General features: G+C 71.3%; 18 protein-coding genes, 1 pseudogene and 1 riboswitch. Of the genes and pseudogenes, 6 read left to right on the top strand and 13 right to left on the bottom strand.

Annotated elements, in window-relative coordinates; all coding sequences use genetic code 11:
* Positions 1-25: 25 nt before the first annotated feature.
* Complete coding sequence (locus ACF1G2_RS24835) at positions 26-301, bottom strand: DUF4031 domain-containing protein (RefSeq protein ID WP_391800360.1); 276 nt, start codon at positions 299-301, stop codon at positions 26-28.
* Positions 298-654: a hypothetical protein gene (locus tag ACF1G2_RS24830; protein WP_391800359.1), complete on the bottom strand. Its 357-nt coding sequence runs from the start codon at positions 652-654 to the stop codon at positions 298-300. Before ACF1G2_RS24830 ends, ACF1G2_RS24835 begins: the two co-directional genes overlap by 4 nt.
* A 122-nt stretch (positions 655-776) precedes the next feature.
* Here ACF1G2_RS24830 and ACF1G2_RS24825 point away from each other — a divergent pair, with 122 nt between their 5' ends.
* The 3 genes from ACF1G2_RS24825 to ACF1G2_RS24815 are packed head-to-tail and all read left to right on the top strand — an operon-like array spanning position 777 to position 4,309.
* A complete protein-coding gene (locus tag ACF1G2_RS24825) occupies positions 777-1,796 on the top strand; it encodes a MurR/RpiR family transcriptional regulator (protein WP_391800358.1) in 1,020 nt (339 codons plus the stop codon).
* Between the two features lie 29 nt (positions 1,797-1,825).
* On the top strand, positions 1,826-2,761 hold the full coding sequence (murQ, locus tag ACF1G2_RS24820; protein ID WP_391800357.1) for an N-acetylmuramic acid 6-phosphate etherase: 936 nt from the start codon (positions 1,826-1,828) through the stop codon (positions 2,759-2,761).
* 39 nt (positions 2,762-2,800) lie between these two features.
* Positions 2,801-4,309, top strand: coding sequence for a PTS transporter subunit EIIC (locus ACF1G2_RS24815; protein WP_391800356.1), 1,509 nt, complete (start codon positions 2,801-2,803; stop codon positions 4,307-4,309).
* Between the two features lie 114 nt (positions 4,310-4,423).
* On the opposite strand, the gene ACF1G2_RS24810 is transcribed toward ACF1G2_RS24815, so the two are convergent.
* From ACF1G2_RS24810 to ACF1G2_RS24800, 3 genes are all read right to left on the bottom strand, one after another.
* The gene (locus ACF1G2_RS24810) at positions 4,424-5,935 is read right to left on the bottom strand and encodes an alpha/beta hydrolase (protein WP_391800355.1); all 1,512 of its coding nucleotides are present in this window, start codon (positions 5,933-5,935) and stop codon (positions 4,424-4,426) included.
* Positions 5,936-6,154: 219 nt separating this feature from the next.
* Positions 6,155-7,249 (bottom strand): calcium-binding protein, encoded by a 1,095-nt coding sequence (locus tag ACF1G2_RS24805; RefSeq protein WP_391800354.1) that lies wholly within the window; start codon positions 7,247-7,249, stop codon positions 6,155-6,157.
* A gap of 121 nt (positions 7,250-7,370) precedes the next feature.
* Complete coding sequence (locus ACF1G2_RS24800; RefSeq protein WP_391800353.1) at positions 7,371-7,985, bottom strand: isochorismatase family protein; 615 nt, start codon at positions 7,983-7,985, stop codon at positions 7,371-7,373.
* A 104-nt stretch (positions 7,986-8,089) separates the two neighbouring features.
* Here ACF1G2_RS24800 and ACF1G2_RS24795 point away from each other — a divergent pair, with 104 nt between their 5' ends.
* On the top strand, positions 8,090-9,112 hold the full coding sequence (locus ACF1G2_RS24795; RefSeq protein WP_391800352.1) for a GlxA family transcriptional regulator: 1,023 nt from the start codon (positions 8,090-8,092) through the stop codon (positions 9,110-9,112).
* Here ACF1G2_RS24795 and ACF1G2_RS24790 read toward each other — a convergent pair.
* Entirely contained in the window at positions 9,087-9,479 is a 393-nt protein-coding gene (locus tag ACF1G2_RS24790; protein ID WP_391800528.1) for a DUF2000 family protein, read from the bottom strand. The genes ACF1G2_RS24795 and ACF1G2_RS24790 overlap by 26 nt on opposite strands.
* Positions 9,480-9,586: 107 nt before the next feature.
* Between ACF1G2_RS24790 and ACF1G2_RS24785 the strand changes: the two are divergent.
* Positions 9,587-10,335 (top strand): annotated as a pseudogene (locus tag ACF1G2_RS24785) (AraC family transcriptional regulator).
* A gap of 53 nt (positions 10,336-10,388) precedes the next feature.
* Here the strand turns inward: ACF1G2_RS24785 and ACF1G2_RS24780 are convergent.
* The 7 genes from ACF1G2_RS24780 to thrC form a co-directional block, all read right to left on the bottom strand.
* Positions 10,389-13,451, bottom strand: a complete 3,063-nt coding sequence (locus ACF1G2_RS24780; protein WP_391800351.1) for an FG-GAP-like repeat-containing protein — start codon at positions 13,449-13,451, stop codon at positions 10,389-10,391.
* A 244-nt stretch (positions 13,452-13,695) separates the two neighbouring features.
* Positions 13,696-14,235 (bottom strand): GNAT family N-acetyltransferase, encoded by a 540-nt coding sequence (locus tag ACF1G2_RS24775; protein WP_391800350.1) that lies wholly within the window; start codon positions 14,233-14,235, stop codon positions 13,696-13,698.
* Entirely contained in the window at positions 14,232-14,699 is a 468-nt protein-coding gene (locus ACF1G2_RS24770; RefSeq protein ID WP_391800349.1) for an SRPBCC family protein, read from the bottom strand. Before ACF1G2_RS24770 ends, ACF1G2_RS24775 begins: the two co-directional genes overlap by 4 nt.
* A 148-nt stretch (positions 14,700-14,847) precedes the next feature.
* A complete protein-coding gene (groL, locus tag ACF1G2_RS24765) occupies positions 14,848-16,476 on the bottom strand; it encodes a chaperonin GroEL (protein WP_391800348.1) in 1,629 nt (542 codons plus the stop codon).
* A 323-nt stretch (positions 16,477-16,799) separates the two neighbouring features.
* Entirely contained in the window at positions 16,800-17,003 is a 204-nt protein-coding gene (locus ACF1G2_RS24760; protein ID WP_005315736.1) for a cold-shock protein, read from the bottom strand.
* Between the two features lie 444 nt (positions 17,004-17,447).
* Positions 17,448-17,723, bottom strand: a complete 276-nt coding sequence (locus ACF1G2_RS24755) for a MoaD/ThiS family protein (protein WP_352191605.1) — start codon at positions 17,721-17,723, stop codon at positions 17,448-17,450.
* A 115-nt stretch (positions 17,724-17,838) separates the two neighbouring features.
* Entirely contained in the window at positions 17,839-19,155 is a 1,317-nt protein-coding gene (gene thrC, locus ACF1G2_RS24750) for a threonine synthase (RefSeq protein WP_352191643.1), read from the bottom strand.
* Positions 19,149-19,301: riboswitch (SAM riboswitch) on the bottom strand. It overlaps the preceding gene by 7 nt.
* A 133-nt stretch (positions 19,302-19,434) precedes the next feature.
* On the opposite strand from thrC, the gene ACF1G2_RS24745 reads away from it, so the two are divergent.
* On the top strand, positions 19,435-20,376 hold the full coding sequence (locus tag ACF1G2_RS24745; protein ID WP_391800347.1) for a glucosyl-3-phosphoglycerate synthase: 942 nt from the start codon (positions 19,435-19,437) through the stop codon (positions 20,374-20,376).
* The last annotated feature ends 22 nt before the right edge of the window (positions 20,377-20,398 follow it).

Below are 20,398 nucleotides of genomic sequence, written 5' to 3'. Positions count from 1 at the left end.
CGTGTGCGCCCGCCGCCCGCCCCGGTCACGGTCGCGGGGCGGGCCGCCCCTTGGGCCGGCGCAGGCCCGCCTCCGTGATCAGGCGTACGAGTTCCTTCGAGCCGACCTCGACCGCGCCGGCCTCCACCGCCGAGGCGTATCGCTCCGACGGGATGTCGTAGTGGTCGCGCTCGAAGGCGCGGGGCGGGGCGCCGATCTCGGCGGCGAAGGCGTGCAGTTCCTCGAACGAGACGTCGCTCACCAGGTGCGACCACATGCGGCCGTGACCCGGCCAGGTCGGCGGGTCGATGTAGAGGGTCACCTCAGGCCGCCCACCGGGGCGACCACGACGCCCGCCTTGCCGCAGACCCAGTGCGGGTCCGGGCCGAGCTCGGGTTCGACGTCCAGTGCGTGCGGGTCGCCCGAGGAGCAGACCGGGCACAGCGGCCAGCGGCCGTGCTGCTCCAGGAGCGCGTCCTGGACGTCCTGGGCGATGAGCCCGGCGACGAACGTAATGCCCTCGGGCCACTGCTCGACCCACCAGCGCCGGTGGGTGACGGCGTCCTCCACCATCGACACGACCTCGGCCGCGGCCACGTCGCGTGCCGCCAGATCGGCGAGGACCAGGGCGCGGGCGGTGTGGAGTGCCTGCTCCAGCGGGTCGATGTCGTCCATACACACATTGTCACCTGCCCAGCCTCAGGGGCGAAGGTCCTGTCCGCATCCGGGGTTCGTCCGGGACTTTCCGGGACCGATGGGGTCTTGACGCTCCCCCCGCTCGAAAATATCTTTCAGGTGTGACCAATGACGTGAAGGAAAGTTTCAGCGGCCAGGTGCCCCCACCCGGGGCCCCTCCCTCCGCGCCGCCCTCCGCCGCGTCCGGCGCCGGGTCCGGCCACCAGGCGCCGCCCTCCCCCGGAGCCTCCCCGGCGCGGGAGGTGCCCGCGCCCGCCGCCCTCGCGGCCAAGGTGCGCACCCTCGCGCCCTCCATGACCCGTTCGATGCAGCGGGTCGCCGAAGCCGTCGCCGGCGACCCGGCCGGCTGCGCCGCCCTCACCGTCACCGGCCTCGCCGAGCTCACCGGCACCAGCGAGGCGACCGTCGTCCGCACCGCCCGCCTGCTCGGCTACCCCGGCTACCGGGACCTCCGCCTGGCCCTCGCCGGCCTCGCCGCCCAGCAGCAGTCCGGCCGCGCGCCCGCCGTCACCGCCGACATCGCCGTCGACGACCCGGTGGCCGACGTCGTCGCCAAGCTCGCCTACGACGAGCAGCAGACCCTCGCCGACACCGCCGCCGGACTGGACACCGTCCAGCTCGGCGCCGCCGTCGCCGCCCTCGCCACCGCCCGCCGCATCGACATCTACGGCATCGGCGCCTCCGGGCTCGTCGCCCAGGACCTCGGCCAGAAGCTCCTCCGCATCGGCCTGATCGCGCACGCCCACAGCGACCCGCACCTCGCCGTCACCAACGCCGTGCAGCTCCGCTCCGGCGACGTCGCCATCGCCATCACCCACTCCGGCTCGACCGGCGACGTCATAGAACCCCTCCGCGTCGCCTTCGACCACGGCGCCACCACCGTCGCGATCACCGGCCGCCCCGACGGGCCCGTCTCGCAGTACGCCGACCACATCCTCACCACCTCCACGGCCCGCGAGAGCGAGCTGCGCCCGGCGGCCATGTCGTCCCGTACGAGCCAGCTCCTCGTCGTGGACTGCCTGTTCACCTGCGTCACCCAACGTACGTACGAGACGGCGGCCCCTGCCCTCGCGGCCTCGTACGAAGCCCTGGCCCACCGCCACTCGCCCCGCACCCGGTAACACCGGGAAACCCTCGAAAGAGCCCGCACGTGTCTTCAGCTACGTACTCCGAACTGCGCGCCCAGCTGGCCACCCTGACCACCGAGGCGTTCCGTCCCGAGCTCGCGGAGATCGACCAGCTCCCGACGCTCGAGATCGCCCGCACCATGAACACCGAGGACCAGACCGTCCCGGCCGCCGTCGCCGCGCAGCTGCCGCTGATCGCGGCCGCGATCGACGCCACCGCCGCCCGCATGGCCCGCGGCGGCCGGCTGATCTACGCCGGCGCGGGCACCGCCGGCCGGCTCGGCGTCCTCGACGCCAGCGAGTGCCCGCCCACCTTCAACACCGACCCCTCGGAGGTGCTCGGACTGATCGCGGGCGGCCCGTCGGCGATGGTGAAGGCGGTCGAGGGCGCCGAGGACTCGGCGGAGCTCGCGGCGGCCGACCTCGACGCGCTGGACCTCACCGCGGACGACACGGTGGTCGGCATCTCCGCCTCGGGCCGTACTCCGTACGCCATCGGCGCCGTCGCCCACGCCCGCACCCTGGGCGCGCTCACGATCGGCCTCTCCTGCAACGCGGACAGCGCGCTCGCGGCCGCCGCCGAACACGGCATCGAGGTCGTCACCGGTCCCGAACTCCTCACCGGCTCCACGCGGTTGAAGGCCGGCACGGCGCAGAAGCTGGTCCTCAACATGATCTCGACGATCACGATGATCCGGCTCGGCAAGACGTACGGAAACCTGATGGTCGACGTCCGCGCCTCCAACGACAAGCTCCAGGCCCGCTCGCGGCGGATCGTCGCCCTGGCCACCGGCGCGCCGGACGAGCAGATCGAGACGGCACTCACCGCCGCCGACGGCGAGGTGAAGACCGCGATCCTGATGATCCTCGCCGACATCGACGCCAAGGCCGCCGACCGGCGCCTCACCGATGCGGCCGGCCATCTGCGGGCCGCGCTCCACGCCGACGACACCCCCTGAACCTCCCCCCACCCCCGCACAGCAAGGCACCACCGCACCATGAGCACAGACGACAAGAACCGCGCCATCGCCGCCGCGATCCTCCCCCTCGTCGGCGGCGTGGAGAACATCGACTCCGTGGCCCACTGCATGACCCGGCTCCGGCTGGGCCTGCGGGACCGCTCGCTCGTCCAGGACGAGGCCCTGAAGGCCCTGCCGTCCGTGATGGGTGTGGTGGAGGACGACACGTACCAGATCGTGCTCGGCCCGGGCACGGTCGCCCGCGTGACGCCGGAGTTCGAGGCTCTGGTGGCGGCGGCCCCGAAGCCCTCGGCCGACGGCCTCGCCGCCCAGGGCGCGGCGATCAGGGCGGCGCGGAAGGAGAAGAACCAGACACCGTTCAAGCTCTTCCTCCGCAAGATCGCGAACATCTTCGTCCCGCTGATCCCCGCGCTCATCGGCTGCGGCATCATCGCCGGCCTCAACGGCCTGCTGATCAACCTCGGATGGCTCCCCGCCGTGACACCCGCACTCGCGGCGATGGCGAGCGGCTTCATGGCTCTGATCGCGGTCTTCGTCGGCTTCAACACGGCGAAGGAGTTCGGCGGTACGCCGATCCTGGGCGGCGCGGTCGCCGCCATCATCGTCTTCCCCGGGGTCGCGAAGATCGACGCGTTCGGCCAGACGCTCTCGCCCGGCCAGGGCGGCGTGCTCGGCGCGCTGGGCGCGGCGGTGCTCGCGGTGTACGTCGAGAAGTGGTGCCGTCGCCGGGTACCCGAGGCCCTCGACGTGCTGGTCACGCCGACCCTCACGGTCCTGGTCTCCGGCCTGGTCACCATCTTCGGCCTGATGTTCGTGGCCGGTGAGATCTCCACCGCGATCGGCGACTTCGCCAACTGGCTCCTCGCCCACGCGGGTGCCGGCGCGGGTCTCGTCCTGGGCGGACTGTTCCTGCCGCTCGTGATGCTGGGGCTGCACCAGGCCCTGATCCCCATCCACACGACCCTCATCGAGCAGCAGGGCTTCACCGTCCTGCTGCCGATCCTGGCGATGGCGGGTGCGGGCCAGGTCGGCGCGGCGGTCGCGGTCTACTTCAAGCTCCCCCGCAACGGCTCCATCCGCCGCACCATCAAGTCCGCCCTCCCGGCCGGCTTCCTGGGCGTGGGCGAGCCCCTGATCTACGGTGTCTCGCTCCCGCTGGGCCGTCCGTTCATCACGGCCTGCGTCGGCGGCGCGTTCGGCGGCGGCTTCGTCGGCCTCTTCAACATGCTGGGCGACAAGGTCGGATCCACGGCCATCGGCCCCTCGGGCTGGGCCCTGTTCCCGCTCCTCGACGGCAACCGGGGTCTCGGCGAGACGATCGCGATCTACGCGGGCGGGCTGCTGGTCGGCTACGCGGTGGGCTTCGTGGCGACGTACTTCTGGGGCTTCAGCCGCGAACTCCTGGAGGAGTTCGACGTGGACACGGACCCGGCGGCCGACACGGCTGCCGCCCCGGCGGCGGACCCGGCGACAGCGCCCGCGACCGACCCCGCCCAGGCCCCCGGGCCGGAGCCCGTGAAGGTCTGATCCCGTACGGGTAGCCCCATGAAGGTCTGATCCCGTACGGGTAGCCCCATGAGGGTCTGATCCCGTACGGGGAGAGGTGGGCCCGCGGCCGGCGACGGTGCGGGCCCGTCGCGCTCAGTTCGCGCAGTACGTGTCGCGGGCCGGGCGCTTCCCCGTCCGCAGGAACTCCGTCACCGCCGCGTTCCCGCACGCGTTGCCGTTGCCCACGTACATGCCGTGCCCGCCCTGGTCGACGGAGACCAGCCGGGCGCGGTCGCCGAGGGCCGCGCGCATCTTCAGGCCGGCGGCGTACGGGGTCGACGGGTCGCGGAGGCTCTGGATCATCAGGATGTCGGACGGACCCCGGTCGGTGATCCGGGTCGGCTTCTCGGCCGGGGCCTTCCAGAACGAGCAGGGCGTGATGTTCACCGGGAACCCGGCCGTGAGCGGGTGGCGCGCCCGGTCCGCCACGACGGCCCGCTCGTGGGCGGGGACGGAGCGCGGCCAGCTCACGTCGTTGCAGATGACGCCGACCATCAGCGCCGCGTCCTCGTCCGGCAGCGCGGCGGCGAGCTCGGGCGGAAGCGCGGGCCTGGTCTCCGGGCCCTGGGCGTCCACCACCAGACGGGCGAACCCGGCGAAGGCCGCGTCGCTGTAGAGCGCGTTCTGCAGGGCCTGCCGGAGGACGTTTCCGGTGAGCGGGGCGCCGGGGACGGTGGACTCGACCGGTGCCCGGTCCAGCCGCTCCGCCAGCGCGATCACCAGCGGACGTACGTCCTCGGGACGCTCCGCGAGCCGCAGCCCCTGGGCTGCCCGGTCCGGGTGCGCCGCCCACGCGGCGAAGTCGGGGAAGCGCTCCTCCGCGCCCTGCCCCAGGTACGCGAGCCAGCCTCTGGCGACCCGCTTCGGGTCCGGGTCGCTGCTGCTGTCCAGGACCCAGCGGTCCGTACGGTGCGGGAACCTCTGCGCGTACACCGCGCCGACGTACGTTCCGTACGAGACTCCCCAGGCCGACAGCTTCTCCTCGCCCAGCGCCTGCCGGAACCGGTCCAGGTCCCGCGCCTGGTTCGCCGTCGTCATGCTCGCGAGCTCGTCGCCGCCGTTGCGCGCGCACGCCTCCGCGGTACGCCGGGACCGGGCGACGTTCTCGGCGATGCTCCCGTCGGCGCCCGGCCAGGACCGGAGGGTGACCATGCGCCGGTCGTCCTCCTCCAGCCGGCAGTTCGCCTTCACGCTGCCGCCCACCCCGCGCGGGTCCATCGCCACCAGGTCGTACGTGCCGCCCAGTTCCCTCCGCAGCGCCTCCGCCTTCGTCGTCAGCCGCTGCACCCCGGAGCTCCCCGGGCCGCCGGGGATCACCGCCAGCGCCCCGCGCCGCTCACCGGGGCGGTCGCTGCGGATCCGCGAGACGGCGATCCCGACCTGGCGGCCCCGGGGGTCGCCGTAGTCCAGGGGTACGGAGAGGGTGGCGCACTCCTGCCCGGGCAGCGGCGTGGGCCTGAGGTGCGGACGGGTGACGGCGCACTCGGTCCACACGAGCCCGGCGGGCGACGGGGCCGCGGAGGCGGGGCCGGCCGCGGTCGGACCGGCCACGACGGCGGCGGAGGAGAGGGCGATCAGCAGGGCCTTGGATGCGTAAGTCGTCATGCGGCAAGTCTTGTTGACGCACCGTCATGATCCCATCCGGCAGCCGGGACAGTCCGGGGTGGGGCTGCCCCCCGGACCCCACCCCCGGCCCGCGCCGCCCCGGCCAGACCCCTGGCCCGGCCCGCACCGGCCCGCACCGCCCTGGCCCGCACCGCCCCGGCCAGACCCCTGGCGGCCCCACCCCCGTGGGGGCCGTCCGTCAGAGCGCGTTCGTGACCTTCAGGGCACGTTCGTGACCGTCTCGCAGCCGCCGGCCGCCACGTCCGTGCCGGTCTCGCCGTCGCAGACGTCGGGGGATCCGGCACCTCCCACGAGGATGTCGGCGCTCGGACCGGCCTTCAGCCGGTCGGCGCCCGCGCCGCCGAAGAGCTGGTCCTCGCCACCGGCCGTACCGACCGTGTTCTCGATGAAGAAGTCGGCGTTGTCGCCGAGCAGCCGGTCGTCGCCGCCCCGCCCTTCGATGAGGTCGTCGCCCGCGCTGGTGGGCGCCGTGGTGTTCACGGAGCTGTCACCGAGGAGGACCTCGCCGGCGCTCCCGCCGACGATCCGGTCGTCACCTGCACCGGACGCCGTCCCCTCCGCCGCGTTGTGGTCGCCGATGGCGAAGAACCCGCCGTCCGCACCCAGCTCCAGGAGGTCGTTCCCGCCGCTGCCCGAGGCGCTGCGCTGCGCGTTGTTGTCGCCGATGAGGATGTCGGTGCCGCTGCCTCCGCGCAGCACGTCGTCACCGGCTCCGGAGGCGTCGGTGAGGGTCGCGACGGAGTCCCCGGCCATGTCGTCGACGCCGGGACCGCCGTCCAGCACGTCGTCGCCGCCACCGGTCGCGCTCCTGCCCCGGCTGTCCCCGGCCACCACGTCGTCGCCGGGCCCCGCGAACACCTGGTCGTCGCCGCCGCCGGAGGCCGCCCCGGCGAGCGCGAAGCTGTCGCCGCCGAGCCGGTCGTCGCCCTCCCCGCCGTAGACACGGTCGTCGCCGCCGCCCACCGCGTCCCCGGTGAGGGCGAGGACGTCGCCACGGGCGTTGTCGTCGCCCGCCCCGGCGTTGACGTGGTCGTCGCCCAGGCCGCCCGCGACGGCGTCGTCCCCGCCCAGGGCGCAGATCAGGTCGTCTCCGCCCCCGCCGTCGATCACATCGGCACCGGCCGACCCGACGATCACGTCGTCGCCGGCGGTTCCCTGGATCGTCCCCGACCCCGTGAGGGTCGCGGGTACACCGAAGCACGTGGACGGTGCGGCGGCGGCGGTCCCCGCCGGCAGGCCGAGAGCGAGGAGCGCGGCAGCGGTCAGCAGGCCGGAAACGCGGTAGGGAATCACACGGACCTCCAGAAGCCCGAATCATCACGGAACGTCACACCTGTGGACGCTCGGTCACCGATCCGGACGCTACGTCGCCCCTCACGGGGCGGCGACCGCTGGCCGCATTCGGGTGCACCCCTCAGCGGCGACCGCCGCCGAGGTCCGCCGCGGAGGCCACCACGACCCCGTACAGGTCGGCGATCGTCGCGAGCGCACCCCGGTGGAGCTGTTCGGCGGGTACGCCGGCGACCGCCGTCCGCAGCGGGCGGGTCGCGCAGGCGTCGGCGACGACCGTGGGCCGGTTGCCCCGCAGGAACGCGCCCTCCGCCGTGAACGTCACGCACATGTGTGTCATGAACCCGGCGACGACGACGTCCTTGTGCCCCGCGGCGTCCACATGGGCGGCCAGGTCGGTGTCGACGAAGGCGTTCGGGACCTTCTTGACGACGAGCGGCTCCCCCTGGACCGGGGCGACGCTCGGGTGGATCGCGCCGATGTCCTCACGGATGTCGTACGGCGTGCCCTCACCGCCGTCGTTGACGACGTGCACGACCTTCGCCCCCTCCTCCCGGGCCCGGGCGAGGAGCGCTGCGGCGGAGTCGAGCGCGGCCTGCCAGCCGTCCAGCTCCATCACGCCCCGCGTGTAGGTGTTCTGGTAGTCGACGAGGATCAGCGTCGCGCCGGAGAGCGACGCGGGCGTCTGGTCGAAGCCGTTGAGTTCGCGCAGAGTCGTGGTCGTACGAGTCGTACCCATGGATGAAATACCCCCTGGCTCGGGCTGTTTCGCTACGTCTGAAACGCTATGGCCGACCGCGCGGCGTCGGCAATGTCGCCCGACTTGCAGATACGGACATCGAGATGAGCCAGGTGGAACGACTGATCGTCATCGTCCTCTTCGAGGGCGTCGACCTGCTGGACGTCACCGGACCGCCGGAGGTCTTCGCCCTCCTGCGCCGCGAGACGGACGACGCGTCCGGCTACCGGGTCGTCCTCGCCGCCGAGACCACGGACCCCGTCACCACCTCCGCGGGCGTACGGATCGTCCCGGACGCCACCTTCGACGAGCTGCTCGGCGCGGTGGGCGCCCGGGGCATCGACACCCTCCTCGTCCCCGGTTCCGTCGAGGTCGACGACCGGCGACGGGTCCACGCCCTCGCCGAACCCGCCGTCGTCGACCGGGTGAAGGTCCTCGCCGGGCGGACGCGCCGGGTCGCGTCCGTCTGCGTGGGAGCGCACATCCTCGCCGCCGCCGGGCTCCTCGACGGCAAGCGCGCCACCACCCACTGGTCGACCGCACGGCAGCTCGCCTCCGACCATCCGCTGGTCGAGGTCGACGCCGACCCGATCTTCATCCGCGCGGGTGACGTGTGGACCGGCGCGGGGATCAGCGCCTGCCTCGACCTGTCCCTGGCCCTCGTCGCCGAGGACTTCGGCGAGACGGTCGCGCTGCGGGTCGCCCGCCAGCTCGTGATGTACCTGAAGCGCCCGAGCGGCCAGAGCCAGTTCAGCGTCCCCCTCGAACCCCTCTCCACGACCCGGCGCATCGAGGACCTCCGCCACCACATCACCCGCCACCTCGACGAACCGCTCGCCGTCGACGACCTCGCGCAGTACGCGCACGTCAGCAGCCGCCAGCTGACCCGGATCTTCAAGGAGGAACTCGGCGTGACCCCGGGCGTCTACGTGGAGTCCGCGCGCGTCGAACGAGCCCGCGCCGCGCTGGAGACGACCGACGCCACCCTCGAACGGATCGCGTCCACCTGTGGCTTCGGCACGACCGACACCCTGATCCGAGCCTTCCGCCGCCGCCTCGACACGACCCCCACGGAATACCGCCTCCGCTTCCGCACGGCCCCTAGGGGTGCATCCGCGCGCCCTTGAGCACCTTGTCGACGGCGTTGCGCGGCCCGTACACGGCGAGCCCCACGACATCCAGCCGGTCCCCCGGCACCGCGCGGACAGCCGCGCGGTTGTCGCGGTCGTTGCCGGTGGCGAAGAGTTCGGAGGTGAAGACGGCGCGGGGCAGCGAGCGGGACAGCGCACGGCCGTGTGCGGCGGTGAGCGTCTCCTTCGTCCCCTCGAAGACGAGGACGGGCTGCCGGAACATCGGCAGGTACGTGGTGCCGTCGGCATCGGCGTACGGCTCGCCGATCACCTCCGGCGCCTCTGTGCCGAGGCCGCTGACCAGGAACACGGTCACGTTCAGCCGCTGCCAGGTCTCCAGATGCTCGCGCAGCAGGACGGCGATCTTGGTGTCGAAGCGTACGGGGGGGTTCTCGGGGGGCGTGTCGCCGGGCGTGGTCCATGGTCCGAGACTGCCGCCTCGTCCGTCCCGGCTTCTTGTACGTTCTTGGCATGGTGGCAGGGCACGAGGTCTCCGCGTGGCGCCCGGGTGTCCCGGGTGTGGTGGAGGTCTTCCACGCCCGGTTCACCGAGCACGCCTACCCGATGCACGTGCACGACGTCTGGACCCTGCTGATCGTCGACGACGGCGCGGTCCGCTACGACCTGGACCGGCGCGAACACGGCACCCCCCACGACACGGTGACGCTTCTCCCGCCGCACGTCCCCCACAACGGCTCACCCGCCACCGAGCACGGCTTCCGTAAACGGGTGCTCTACCTGGACCTCACCCAGCTGGACGAGAGCCTGATCGGCGCCGCGGTCGACGGCCCCGACATCGTGGACCCGATGCTGCGCGGACGGCTGGGACAGCTGCACGCGGCGCTGGCGCACCGGAGCGACGGGCTGGAGGCCGAGAGCCGCCTCGCCCTGATGACGTGGCCCACGACCTGCGGGATCTTCTCGACGAGCGACTGCTCGACGGTGTGACCCTGGCCGAGGCCGCGAAGCTGGTCCACGCCCACCCCACCCACCTGGTGCGCGCCTTCCCCTCGGCCTTCGGCATCGCCCCGCACCAGTACGTGACGTCGCGCCGCATCACCCGGGCCCGCTGCCTCCTCCTCGCCGGCCACCCGCCCCCCGAGGTGGCGTCGCGGACGGGCTTCCACGACCAGTCCCACCTGACCCGCCACTTCCGCCGCCATGTCGGCACCACACCAGGACGCTTCGCACGGCAGGGAAACACGGCGGCACACCCCTGAGGGCCCGGCCTTCCCTGGCGCGGGCCCTCAGGGCGTACGGACACGTCAGCGGATCAGTACAGGCCCTTGAAGCCGTTCCATCCGCCGCTGCCGATCATGGCGCGCGAGGCGTAGAGGCCGGTGCCGAGGTTGCCGTAGCGCCACAGCCTGCCCGAGGTGTCCCGGGCCACCAGGTCCGCACGGCCGTCGCCCGTGATGTCACCCATGCCCACCATGGACGAGTACGCGCCCCAGCCGCCGCCGACCTTCACCCGGGCCGTCACGCCGCCCGAAGCCGTGCCGTAGTACCGCCACAGCACACCCGAGGCGTCCACGCCCAGCAGATCGCCCCGCGCGTCACCGTTCAGGTCACCCGCCCCGACGATCTTCGAGTACAGCTTCCAGTTCGTACCGATCTTCACCCGTGAACCCAGCCGGTGATCCGCCGTCCCCGGGTAGAAGTACATGTCGCCGGTCGCCTTCTGGCGGGCGATCAGATCGATCCGGCCGTCACCGTTCACATCCCCGGAGGACGTCAGCACGTCGTACTGACCCCAGCCCGAACCGATCAGCGTGTACGGGGACGAGGCCGACAGCACCTTCCCGCAGCCCGGCCGGTACGAGCGCATCTGGTCATCGACACGCACGATCACGTCGCCGCAGCCGTCGCCGTTCGTGTCGCCGGACGGGACGAACACCGATGTCGTCGCGAACCTCGCACCCGTGCCGGCGATTCGCGCGGCCAGACCGCCCGTTCCGGTGCCCCGGTACATCGACACCAGCCCCGACGTGTCCGTCACCAGCAGATCGCCGAACCCGTCGTCCCCGGCCAGGTCGCGCCACTCCGGAACGCCACCGGTCACCGACAGCGACCCTGTGGCGGAGAGTGCGGCGCCCTGCCCGTCGGCGGGATCGGCAGTCAGGGTCCAGGTGTACGCCCCATTCGCCACGTGCCTGCCGCCCGTGTCCCTGCCGTCCCACACGGGCGCGACCGCACCACGGGCCGGGCCACCGGACAGCGTCCGCACGACAGCGCCGTTCGTCTTCCGCTTCAGCGTCAGGGACCACGATCCGGCGGGCTTCGACACCCACCAACGCGGCTTCCAGGAGGCCGACCTGAGGTTCGCGGCGGCCGGAGCGACGGCATCGGTGACCCTCAGCGGAGAGGTCACGACGCCGCTGCCGACGAGATGGATCCCACCCTGCGCGTCGGCCCAGGCGATCGTGCCGGTGGCCGGGTCGACCGTCCACACGGTCTCGGGCGAGACACCCTCGGCACCGATGTCGCGAACGGTGCCGGTGGCCAACTCCCTGATCTTGATGCGACCCTCGGAGAAGTAGGCGAGGAAGCCGTCGCCGAGCTCGGTGTGGGTGCTGTTGCCGATACCCAGAGGCGTCATCGTGCGGGTCCGAAGATCGTAGATACCCTGTCCTCCGAACATGCACGTCCAGTGCAGCCAACGACCGATGACGCGGGCGCTGGTCAAGGTGCAGCTGGGGATGGATGCGCTGTTCAGGAGTTCACCGGACCGGACGTCATAGCCGGTCACAGTGCCGTTGCCCGCTTCGTAGACCCAGAGAGTCGTCCCGTCGAGCGATGCCCCCAGGCCCGGCAGTGTGCGTACGGCCGTACCGGTGTCGGTGTCGAGCACCCGGCTCTTGGACGTCCCGTCGAACCCGAACACGTTGGCCACGGTCCAGCGGCCGGAGCTGCCGAGGATCCCGCCGGGTCCGGCATCGACCGCGGTACCGGGAAGCTGAGCGCCCTCGTCCACCCGGTGAACCGGAATGCCCTCGTGGTCGTAGATCAGACGGCCGTCACCCGCCTCCTGGACGGTGGGGCAGCCTTGGTCGATCCGGCATGCCTCGGGCAGTTCGGCAGGGACACGACCGCGATCCTGACGGGCAGCGTAGGCGAGGTCCGACGGCGTGGCGGTCACGGAGCGCGTGTACACCCCTGTCCGCCCGTCCGCGGCGACACCCTCCAGGCTGGTGAGACGGCCCTGCTGGAAGGAGAGGCGCCGGACGACGTTGACGACGTTCCGCGAGGCAACCGCGCTGTCTCGCACGGCCCGGGCTCGTCCGTCGGCATCGGCGGTCACCCTGTACACACCGTAGTCAGCGGTGCCGGGGCCGCCGTCGACCAGCAACCCGCCGTCGGGGGCGCCGACTGCACGACCCGTGGACCGCGCGACGAGGACGCGAGGGGTTCCGCCGGAGAGCGGAACGGCCTCGACGCGCAGGGAGGGGGCGTCGCCGCCCAGGATGCCGTTCAGCGGATCGTGGCGGGCGATGACAAGGTCGTCACCGACCAGCCCGAGGATCGAGCTGTCCTTCTCGTCGGTCACCGGCGTCCTGAGCGGTGCCCGTCCGAGATCGGCACGGTCGTACACCGAGAGCTGGGATCCCTGGCGGTACAGAAGCCGGTCGGGCGTGAGCGCGCTGTCACGCCTCGAGAGCGACACCAGGTCCGGCAGCGCGGTGGCGCGGGCCCGGGTGGTGTCGACCCAGTACGTCCGCCCGTTGAGCCCCAGGACGAGGCCGTCGTCGTCACCCAGCGAGACCGGTATCTCCATGCGGTAGAACCGCTCCGCGGGGGTGCCTTCGACCGTCCGGTCGCGGAGCACGCCGGACCGCGTGTCGAGCACATGCAGCGTGAGGTTCTGCGCCGTCGTGTCCCGGGTCAGGACGTTCCAGCCGAACACGCCGACGAGATCGTGCACGGCCGGCAGCGCCACTGTCCCGGTCTCTCCCGTGACCACGTCCTTGAGCGCGACGACCTTGCCCTCGTCGTCGTAGTCGGCCACGACGTCCGAACCGGTCCCCAGGCTGTAGGACCCATAGGGCGAGGTCGCGTTCGGGTCCACCACCACCGGCTTCGCGGCACCGCCATACGTTCGCCAGGTGTTGCCGACCCCCTCCTCGAAGTGGAGGTACCCGTGCTCGCCCGCGCTCAGCACACCGTTGCGCACAGGGACGACGCTGGAAGCGCCCGGGATGACCACCGCGGGCGCCGAGTCCACCGACTCCACCGGCGTCACCGCCCGGGCGAAGGGCTGGACGGGGCCGAGGACGACACCGGACACGCCGAGGACGGTGGCGGTGAGCAGGGTACTCAGGGGTCTCTTGCCGTACACGGAACTCCTCGGGTCATCGTTCTCTCGGTCCCGGGAGGCGGGGCAGGGAACTCACACGTCCGCACGCGGACGTGCGACAAGAGCCTGCGTTGAACTGCGGCGATACGCCGGTCGGGACATCACACGACCGGCGACCTCAGTGCCCCCCACTGCCGGTCGACCGGATCGTACAAGGCCGCTGATCCCCTCGTTCACCCGGATCCCGGCCCGCCCGGCCTGGCCCGGTCGACCGGCACTCCGCCCCCTACGGCACCCGCACCCGCCCGTACATCACCATGTCCCGTCGTTCCCCGCCCACTTCCTGCCAGGACCGCAGCAGGCCCTCCCGGGCGAAGCCGGCCCGTTCCGCCGTCTTCGCCGACGCCTCGTTCCAGGGTTCGACGAGCAACTGGAGGCGGGGGATGCCCAGTTCACCCATGGCCCACGCACTCAGCGCCGTCAGCGCCGCGCCGGCCGCGCCCTCGCCCCGGCAGGAGGGGGCGACCCAGTAGCCGACGGTCGCGCGGCCCTCGGGGAGGTCGCGGAGCCAGAGGCCGATCATGCCCGCCGGGCGGTCGTCGCGACGGCGGACGATGACGAAGGAGTAGCCCGCTCCCGACTCCGAGCGGTGCCACTGGCGGCGTACGAACCCCTCGCCCTCCGCCTCCGAGTACACCGGCGGGACCGTGGTGGTCAGCGGGATGTACGGGTCCGCCGACGCCTCCTCCACGAGCGGGAGGTCCGCGCGTTCCCAGGGGCGCAGGTCGTACGCCCCCGCGGGCAGCCGCGGCACGTCGAGGCTCACATCGTCCCCAGATAGGCCGCGAGACGGTCGTACTCCTCCTTGACCCCCGCCTCCATCCCCGTCGCCAGCGCCTGGTCGCGGATCTCCGACGACGGCCAGATCGATGTGCTGGTGAGCGCCGTGCCGCCGTCCGGGGTGTCGTCGAAGGTGAGGGTGACATGGACCGGTGGCCCCGGCATGAGCTCGAAGACCTCGGTGTAGACGAGGCGCTCGTTCGGGACGATCTCCTCGTACGTTCCGGAGAAGACGATCTCCCGGCCGTCGGGGGCCTTCTGGCCCCAGCGCCACGCGCCGCCGACCGTGAGGTCGACGTCGGAGATCACCGTGGGCAGGGCCGCCACGCCGTACCACTGGCGCACGTGCTCGGGTTTCGTCCACGCCTCCCAGACACGGGCGGGCGGGGCGTCGAAGGTCCGGGTGATGACCAGCTCGCGGTCGGCCGGTGTCGTCAGCAGCGTGATCATGGATCGCTCCCGCCTTCCGAGAGGCTCCGCTTCCGGGAGTGGCTGACCACCCCCACCCCACCAGCATCACCCCGAACGCCCGAGGGCGGCACCCCCAGCAGGAGTGCCGCCCTCGGTCGCGTACAGCGAGGAACTACCGAGCCGAGGCTCAGAAGTCCATGTCACCGCCCGGCATGCCGCCCGGAGCGGCCGCGGAGGCCTTCTCCGGCTTGTCGGCGATGACGGCCTCGGTGGTCAGGAACAGCGCGGCGATGGAGGCCGCGTTCTGCAGGGCGGAACGCGTCACCTTCGCCGGGTCGATGATGCCCTCGGCGATGAGGTCGACGTACTCGTTGGTCGCGGCGTTCAGGCCGTGGCCGACGGGCAGGTTGCGGACCTTCTCCGCCACGACGCCACCCTCGAGGCCGGCGTTGACGGCGATCTGCTTCAGCGGGGCCTCGAGGGCCAGCTTCACGATCGCGGCACCCGTGGCCTCGTCGCCCGAGAGGTCGGCCTCGAGCTTCTCGAAGACGCTGGAGGCCTGGAGCAGGGCCACGCCACCACCGGCGACGATGCCCTCCTCGACGGCCGCCTTCGCGTTGCGAACGGCGTCCTCGATGCGGTGCTTGCGCTCCTTGAGCTCGACCTCGGTCGCGGCACCGGCCTTGATGACCGCAACACCGCCGGCGAGCTTCGCCAGGCGCTCCTGCAGCTTCTCGCGGTCGTAGTCGCTGTCCGAGTTCTCGATCTCGGCGCGGATCTGGTTGACGCGACCGGCGACCTGCTCGCTGTCACCGGCACCGTCGACGATCGTGGTCTCGTCCTTGGTGATGACGACCTTGCGGGCGCGGCCCAGCAGGTCGAGGCCGGCGTTCTCGAGCTTGAGACCGACCTCCTCGGAGATGACCGTGCCGCCCGTGAGGATGGCGATGTCGTTCAGCATGGCCTTGCGGCGGTCGCCGAAGCCCGGAGCCTTGACCGCGACGGACTTGAAGGTGCCGCGGATCTTGTTGACGACCAGGGTCGACAGGGCCTCGCCCTCGACGTCCTCGGCGATGATCAGCAGGGGCTTGCCCGACTGCATGACCTTCTCCAGCAGCGGGAGCAGGTCCTTCACGGAGGAGATCTTGGAGTTGACGATCAGGATGTACGGGTCGTCCAGGGACGCCTCCATACGCTCCATGTCGGTGGCGAAGTACGCCGAGATGTAGCCCTTGTCGAAGCGCATACCCTCGGTGAGCTCCAGCTCCAGACCGAAGGTCTGGGACTCCTCGACGGTGATGACGCCTTCCTTGCCGACCTTGTCCATCGCCTCGGCGATGAGCTCGCCGATCTGGGTGTCGGCGGCGGAGATGGAGGCCGTGGAAGCGATCTGCTCCTTGGTCTCGACATCCTTCGCCTGCTCGAGCAGGGCGCCGGAGACGGCCTCGACGGCCTTCTCGATGCCGCGCTTGAGGGCCATCGGGTTGGCGCCGGCCGCCACGTTGCGCAGGCCCTCGCGGACGAGCGCCTGGGCGAGGACGGTCGCGGTGGTCGTACCGTCACCGGCGACGTCGTCCGTCTTCTTGGCGACTTCCTTGACCAGCTCGGCGCCGATCTTCTCGTACGGGTCCTCGAGCTCGATCTCCTTGGCGATGGACACACCATCGTTGGTGATCGTGGGGGCGCCCCACTTCTTCTCGAGGACGACGTTCCGGCCCTTGGGGCCAAGGGTGACCTTGACGGCGTCGGCGAGCTGGTTCATCCCGCGCTCGAGACCGCGCCGTGCCTCCTCGTCGAACGCGATGATCTTGGCCATGTGAAGTGGTCCTCCCGGACATGGGGTGGATAACGCTCCAGGACCGCGCCGACGCCCGCGACGGACGGCCTGCGTGCCCTGTGGTTCCTTGCCCCACCTGGCCGCGGACCTCGTCTGCCCGATCCTCGTAAGCACTCTCACCTTCAGAGTGCTAACGCCAATGATTAGCACTCGGCCCATGCGAGTGCAAGCGACTCCCGCAGATCGAGAGAGGCCGCCGCCACCTCCCCGCGCACGCACGAGGGGTCCGCATCCCGGTCAGGATGCGGACCCCTCGGCGTGAGAACGCGTGAGTGCGTACGTGGTGGCCGATCGCGCCGTGCTCAGACGGCGAGCTTGACCATGTCCGCCTGCGGACCCTTCTGGCCCTGCGAGATCTCGAACTCGACCCGCTGACCCTCTTCAAGGGTGCGGTAGCCGTCCATCTGGATCGCGCTGTAGTGGACGAATACATCCGCACCACCGTCGACCGCGATGAAGCCGTAGCCCTTCTCCGCGTTGAACCACTTGACGGTGCCCTGAGCCATGCCTAACTCCCCTATTACTGGCCCTTGCGCGGGACCGCACTTCGCGGACCCGGGTCAGACCCTGCGCCGGAACGCGTCGACCGCGGCTGAATGTATCTGCCCAACTGCCCTCTGCAACAGGTCAATCGGGCGAGAATTCTGGGCATGGCGTAAAGGAGAATTGAGGAGAATTCACTGAATTCCGGGGCAAGTCGGGCCCGGCAAAGCGCGCAGAAGGTACACAACGCACGTGCACTTTGGCTGCTTCTTGTCGCGTGCGGGCGCATTCTCATATGCGTCTGGCACGAGCAGCGGGGGAAAGCCGGGGGGACTTCCCCAACTCTACCGCGCTCAACCATGCAGAATTGCCCCCTCCGCTTCTCTCGCGGAAGGGGCAATTCGGTTACGCCGGGTAACGCGGGGGCGCCGGGACGGCCCTGAGGCCGCCCGTGCCGCGCCGGACGATCAGCCTCCGGCGACGGCCGGGATGATCGAGACGCCGGCGCCGTCCGGCGTCGCCGTCTCCAGGCCCTGCTCGAAGCGGACGTCGTCGTCGTTGACGTAGACGTTCACGAAGCGGCGCAGCTTGCCCTGGTCGTCCAGGACACGGGCCGCGATGCCCGCGTGGTTCTTCTCCAGATCGGCGATGACCTCGGACAGGGTCGCGCCCTCGGCGGCGACCTCGGCCTGGCCGCCGGTGTAGGTGCGGAGGATGGTGGGGATGCGGACCTTCACGCTCATGGGGTGTTCACCTTCGGTGGCTTCGGGCGGGGCGGACGGGGTGCCGGGTGGCGGGTGGCGGGGTGCGGGCGCGGCCGGGTCACCGGCAGCGCCCGCACCTCGGCGGTCGCGGGCGTCAGCCCGCCAGGCCTGCCTCGCGGAACGCGTCCAGGCTCGGGCGGATCGTCGCGGTCGCCTGCGAGGTATCGGCCACCGCGTCCAGCGTCTTGAGGCCGTCACCCGTGTTGAGAACGACCGTGGTGAGGGCCGGGTCGATGAGGCCGGCCTCGACCAGCTTCTTCGTCACGCCGACCGTCACACCGCCCGCCGTCTCGGCGAAGATGCCCTCCGTACGGGCGAGGATCTTGATCGCCTCGACGACCTGCTCGTCGTCGACGTCCTCCACCGCGCCGCCCGTGCGGCGGGCGATGTCCAGGACGTACGGGCCGTCGGCCGGGTTGCCGATCGCCAGCGACTTGGCGATGGTGTTCGGCTTCTGGGGCCGTACGACATCGTGACCGGCCTTGAAGGCGGCCGACACCGGCGAGCAGCCCTCGGCCTGCGCGCCGAAGATCTTGTACGGCTTGTCCTCGACCAGGCCCAGCTTGATGAGCTCCTGCAGACCCTTGTCGATCTTGGTGAGCTGCGAGCCGGAGGCGATCGGGATCACGAGCTGGTCCGGGATCACCCAGCCCAGCTGCTCGCAGATCTCGTACGCGAGCGTCTTGGAGCCCTCGCCGTAGTACGGACGCAGGTTGACGTTGACGAAGCCCCAGCCCTCGCCCAGCGGGTCGCCGATGAGCTCGGAGCAGAAGCGGTTGACGTCGTCGTAGTTGCCCTCGATGCCGACCAGCTCACCGCCGTAGACGGCGGCCATGACGACCTTGCCCTGCTCCAGGTCGTGCGGGATGAACACGCAGGAGCGGAATCCGGCACGGGCGGCGGCGGCGCCGACGGCGCCGGCCAGGTTGCCGGTGGAGGAGCAGGACAGCGTGGTGAAGCCGAAGGCGCGGGCCGCCTCCAGGGCCTGGGCGACGACGCGGTCCTTGAAGGAGTGCGTCGGGTTGCCGGAGTCGTCCTTGACGAAGAGCTTGCCGGGCTCGACACCCAGCTCACGGGCGAGGTTGTCGGCCTGGACGAGCTTGGTCCAGCCGGGGTTCAGGTTCGGCTTCTCGGCGACGTCGGCCGGGACGGGCAGCAGCGGGGCGTAGCGCCAGATGTTGGCGGGGCCGGCCTCGATCTGCTTGCGCAGCGCCTCGGGGTCACCGGTGGGGAGGTCGTACGCGACTTCGAGCGGGCCGAAACAGAGCTCGCAGGCGAAGATCGGGCCGAGCGGGAAGACTTCACCGCATTCCCGGCAGGAAAGGCCCGAAGCGGGACCGAGATCGACGGTCCGGGAGGTTTCGGTGGAAACAGTCTGTACAGCCATGGAGGCGAGGCCCTTTCTCCTCATCTTTCCCATGACGAATGTCGTCATGAGACGGATTTGGCACCTTCCCTAGCCGGGAGCCTCGCTGGCGCGTTGTGTCGCGGACGAGACCGACTGGAGGGTTGCCGGGGCTTCAACGGGCCGTTTCCCTCTGCCCCTCTGGATGAGCGGTATTCGATTGTGTGAAGCGGTTGTCAGACGCGGGTGGGACCCCGACATGCATCGGGCATCCGCGTTGTTCAAGACTGTAACCGAAGGCCCGGAGGGTTGAACCTGCCGTCCGAACCGCGAGATGGAGATCACGTGCTGGAGGAAGTGGAGCGCTGGCTGGGCCGGCGGTCCTGGTCCGTGGCGGACCGTTCGCTCGACCGCATCCTGGCGGCGAAGCACGGGACGACGGTCAGCGTCGTCCTGCCCGCCCTCGACGAGGAGGCGACGGTCGGCGACATCGTCTCCGTGATCCGCCGGGAGCTGATGACCGAGGCGGTGCCGCTCGTGGACGAACTGGTGGTGATCGACTCCGGTTCCACCGACCGTACGGCGGAGTTCGCGGCGGCGGCCGGGGCGCGCGTCGTGGCGCGCGACGCGATCCTGCCCCGGATTCCGGCCGTGCCCGGCAAGGGCGAGGTGCTGTGGCGGTCACTGATGGTGACGCGCGGGGACATCGTCTGCTTCGTCGACGCGGATCTGCGGGACTTCTCCGCGGACTTCGTCACCGGGATCGTCGGCCCGCTGCTCACCGAACCGGACGTCGACTTCGTGAAGGCCATGTACGACCGTCCGCTGGGCGACTCCCCAGGTCAGGGTGGGCGGGTGACCGAGCTGGTGGCACGGCCGCTGCTCAATCTGCACTGGCCGCAGCTGGCCGGCTTCGTACAGCCGCTCGGCGGCGAGTACGCGGCGCGGCGCTCGCTGCTCGAACAGCTGCCGTTCCCGGTCGGTTACGGAGTGGAGCTGGGTCTGCTCGTGGACGCCCTCCACACGGTCGGCCTGGACGCGCTCGCCCAGGTCGACGTCGGCGTCCGCAAGCACCGGCACCAGGACGGCCGCGCGCTGGGCCGGATGGCGGCGGCGATCTACCGGACGGCGCAGCTGCGGCTCTCGCGCGGGCATCTCGTGCGTCCCCGGCTGACACAGTTCGAGCGGGGCGACGACGGCTTCACCCCGCGGACGTACGCGGTGGACACCGAGGAGCGACCGCCGATGATCGACATCACGGAGTACACGCACCGCCGCGTGGCGTAGCGCCGGATGATGATGCTTTTTG

The organism is Streptomyces sp. NPDC013457, from assembly GCF_043089925.1.
Taxonomy (GTDB): Bacteria; Actinomycetota; Actinomycetes; order Streptomycetales; family Streptomycetaceae; genus Streptomyces.
The sequence above is the reverse complement of the archived record's forward strand: the minus strand, read 5'-3'. Positions and strand labels throughout refer to the sequence as shown.